General features: G+C 54.1%; 3 protein-coding genes and 1 pseudogene. All 4 read right to left on the reverse strand.

What is annotated here, in order from left to right; translation table 11 throughout:
* Positions 1–791: hypothetical protein (locus tag QN378_RS23205; protein WP_323551112.1), on the reverse strand; the 791-nt coding region annotated here is incomplete at its 3' end.
* Positions 788–1129, reverse strand: coding sequence for a hypothetical protein (locus QN378_RS23210; protein WP_323551113.1), 342 nt, complete (start codon positions 1127–1129; stop codon positions 788–790). The genes QN378_RS23205 and QN378_RS23210, both read right to left, overlap by 4 nt.
* Positions 1126–1674 (reverse strand): hypothetical protein, encoded by a 549-nt coding sequence (locus QN378_RS23215; RefSeq protein ID WP_323551114.1) that lies wholly within the window; start codon positions 1672–1674, stop codon positions 1126–1128. Before QN378_RS23215 ends, QN378_RS23210 begins: the two co-directional genes overlap by 4 nt.
* Positions 1675–2189: 515 nt before the next feature.
* A pseudogene (locus QN378_RS23220) lies at positions 2190–4250 on the reverse strand (hypothetical protein); the annotation flags it as partial.

The following is a 4250-nucleotide window of genomic DNA, read 5'->3' on the forward strand; positions in this document are numbered from 1 at the left end:
CCGGGAGCGAATAAGGGCCGGAAGTTGATGACGATGTCGCGGTAGCGATGGGCGATGTACAGCACGTTCGTCACTAAGCCCTGACGATCCGGGATGGTGGCGATGTAAGCGTCGAACTCGTAAAACGGCGCAGTGAGTTCACCGATAGTGCCGTTCTTTTTGTACTCGCCGTTGTTGTCGTAATCGAAAAGGGTAACGAGGCCGGTGCGGCGGTTGATTTCCCAGATCGGGCCTCGGGAGGGTTTGACCCAGAGGTGGGGGAGGTAGCGGATCACAAACGCCCCGACACCCCAGCATACGAGCTGCGGCAAAAGAAATACGTAATAGGTCTCCAGTACTACGCTGACCAATTCCTCTAAGTAAGGCTTGTATGGTGTCGAAGCTACAACTAATGCGGCAAATACATATATGGGGGCCAGTAAAATAAATCCCCATTTGCCGAAGATGAATAGATAGATCCAAAACTGTGATCGTTTTGACCATAACGAAAACCTGAAACGCTCGTGGTCGTGCCAATCATGAAAATCTACATGCTCATAAGGCGCTGGCACATAGGTACCAAGGGTTAATTGTTCCTTTTTTACCTGCTCGGCTTTTTCCACCCGACGTAATTTTTCCGGCGCGGCTTCGCTCAAAAAATCGTCCAGCGCAACTTCTTGGGTTAGTCCCCAGGGGAGGCGAAATTTGGCAAAGCGTCGTATCCACGAGCGTTCTGCCGACGGTGGTTGGTCGGGCATACGGTCAGATCGGTATGCGGTGGCGGCGTAATAGGACGAATTAATTGCAGTCATTGGTCGTCCTGCACTTTATGGGTGGTTTCATCTGCCCAGAACGGTTGTTCAATTTCTTTGAAGTTCGGTGTGGCGTGGGCCGCGCCAAAAGGGGTTGGGTCTTTGGGCCTTGGTGCGGGAAATACCCACGATGAACTGCCATCGCTTAGTGTCAGTTGGGCGCGGACTTGCCATGCTGTGTGGACCGACACGGTGTCGTTTGAGCGTGAAACTTCAACCAGCGTTCCCCAGGGTGTTTGCAAGAATATTTCCATCCCATCGGGCTTCGGCCGGTACGCCATAGGCTTGGCCTCGGGAAATAGATGGGTTTCTTCCCACACGGTATTCAAGGGACTCAATCGACATACTCCACATGCCGCGCCATCAAGTTTGGGCGTTGGAAGGTGTCGATTTGATCGATCTTGCCGCGCATGTCGTAGAGTTCTTGCTCGAAGGTAGCGTCGTCCATATCGATCCAGAACCTTGGATTGCGGCGGGTTTTGCGGTCGTATTCAGCCGTTGTCGGGTCGAGATGTCGGTATTGTTCGTAGCGCGGCAAGTCCGGCAGTGGGCGGCTGGTGTCCATGTAGTTCTGCAGAAAATCCCACAGCGCGCAGCACAACTGACCTTCGCCGGGAGCGAATAAGGGCCGGAAGTTGATGACGATATCGCGGTAGCGGTGGGCGATGTACAGCACGTTCGTCACTAAACCCTGACGATCCGGGATGGTCGCGATGTAGGCATCGAACTCGTAAAACGGCGCAGTGAGTTCACCGATAGTGCCGTTCTTTTTGTACTCGCCGTTGTTGTCGTAATCGAAAAGGGTGACGAGACCGGTTCGGCGGTTGATTTCCCAGATCGGGCCTCGGGAGGGTTTGACCCAGAGCTTAGGGAAATAGCGCATGACTATTGAAGCGAGGGCCCAGCAGAAAAGAGGGACGCCTAATAGCCAAGAATAAAATCCGAGAATTAGATCTTCTGCTAAGTCACCCCAAGACTCTTTAAGTGAAAACCCCGCAACAGTGAATGCAAATAAGCTTGGCAGGATTAGGACCCAGAAAGACCCTTTTCCGAATATGAGTAAGTATGCCCAGAACTGTGATCTATTAGACCACAAAGAAAATCTGAAACTTTCATGATCGTGTCGATCGTGAAAGTCTACATGCTCATATGGAGCTGGAATGTAAGTGCCAAGCTTTTGTTTTTCCTCGCGTTCATTGTTCATTTCCTCTTGAAATCGCAAGCTGCTGGGTTTGCGTCGAAGTAAAAAATCATCGGGAGCGACTTCTTGCGCGGTCCCCCATGGCAAACGCGTTTTCGCGAAGCGCCGTATCCACGAGCGTTCTGCCGAAGGTGGTTGGTTGGGGATACGGTCAGAGCGGTATGCGGTGCTGGCGTAATAGGACGAATTTATCGCAGTCATTGGTCGCCCTGCGCTTTATGGGTGGTTTCATCTGCCCAGAACGGTTGTTCAATTTCTTTGAAGTTCGGTGTGGCGTGGGCCGCACCAAAAGGGGTTGGGTCTTTGGGCCTTGGTGCGGGAAATACCCAGGATGAACTGCCATCGCTTAGTGTCAGTTGGGCACGGACCTGCCATGCCGTGTGGACCGACACGGTGTCGTTTGAGCGTGAAACTTCAACCAGCGTTTCCCAAGGTGTTTGCAAGAATATTTCCATCCCATCGGGCTTCGGCCGGTACGCCATAGGCTTGGCCTCGGGAAATAGGTGGGTTTCTTCGCGAGGCGGTCCGTCATCGCGCACGCGGGATCGGCGAACTTTCAGCAGCGCACACGAGGCTTTGGTGCTGAGGTCGCCCAGTCTGGTCAATAGGCCGGGCAGGTTGCTCTCGATTCGGATGCGGGTATCGGATACGCGTATATCCATGGGCACCGGATTATAGTTCTCGATGCAGGCCGGGAGGCTGTATTCCGGATTGGCTTCAATGGTGATGCGAATGTTGGCAAACAGGCTGACCAAGTAGTAGAACGCATCTTCCGGGGCTTGCAGATGAGGCGCTCGGTCACTGTTAGAGCCGAAAGGCCCCGCACTAAGCCAGTCTTCAATGGGCGTAGAGCTCAGCCAGTAAACGACGCCCAAGCCGATACTGATTAGAATCAGGCTGATCCAACCCAAAGGCCCCAAGCCCAGGAGAGTCGATCCCCCGACCAATAGCGTGCCTGCGATACCGGTTAGGCCGCCTGCCGCCATCAGCAGATGGCCCCACAGGGCATCGTCTCCCCATTGGTAAGCATGCCAAGTGTCGTATAGATTTAGGCCCACAAAAATTGATCCCGCTAGCACTTGCCCAATCAATCGTCCTGAGAACTCTTTTATAAAATATTCGCTTAGTGAGCCGAGTACGCGTTTAGCGGCAGCCTCAGAAATTATAAATAAGGTTTTACGTGCACCTGCCAATGCAGATTGGCTGCTTGCAAGTTTTACACTCAATGCTTCCATTGCAATTATCAGATCAACGCCTGCCCCGACCATCCCGGCAGAAGCTCTGTAAGAACTTTTCTCCAGGCTAGTTTGTTGAAATGAATTAATCTCACTCCTCAAATTCCACAACTCCAACATCCCCACCGCCGCCGCAAACGGTGTCGAGTTCAGCGCTTTGTACATCCACTGGCTCTGCAACGCCGTCCGATTCTTCACTGCATCCTGTATCGCGTTGCCTCTGACCTTTTCCTGCTCGGCCGTGTGTGCTTGCCATGCGGTATTGACCTGTTGGTTCACGCGGCTGATCAGCTGTGCAGTGCGATGGTCGCGGGGCATGGCGATGACGAGGGTGTTCCCGTGCGGTTCGCTGCCGTTGCGATAGTGCTGAGGGCCAACCATCGATCTGTCGGACGTGGATCGATAATCAAGGGCAGGCCTGCGCAGGCGCGCCGGAATGTCCGGCAGGTCGCTCAAACCAAATATGTAGAGATTCTTGCTCCGGGCCTCTGCATAGGTAATGAATTGGATGGCGCCAAGGCCGCCCGGCAGCATGCTGCGCAGTTGTGCCACGGCGCGTCGTTGTTGGCCCATATTCAGCGCTGGGGCCGGAGGCTTAGTGCCTGATCTCGGCGTGTTTTTCGCCGCCTGCACTGCTCGTTCCGCCACATCAACCGCGCCTTGCAGGTTTTCGTGAAGACTCATCAGGGTTGCGGCCACCGCTTTCAGGGTGCCTGTGAAGGTGTTGTTGAGGCTGCCGCTTTCCACCAGCCCGGCCAGTAAATAAGCGTCGAGCGTATTGAGTTGCTTCGGGTCAATGACCTCACAACTGACAGCGGCCAGCAGTGCATTGGGCCGAAACAGCCCATCGCCACTGTTGATGTCTGGGACGGCGGATTGAACATACGGCGCGTTCGTATCCTGGGACTCAAGCGCTGGCCATAACATCCGATGCAGCGGATGGGTTTCATCATTGGCAATGTGTTGGATTAGCCGTTGTCCGTCGCTGGGGTCTGAGCCGCTTTTGCTCAGCCCCGTTACGGC

Source organism: Pseudomonas sp. 10S5, from assembly GCF_035019745.1.
Classification (GTDB): Bacteria; Pseudomonadota; Gammaproteobacteria; order Pseudomonadales; family Pseudomonadaceae; genus Aquipseudomonas.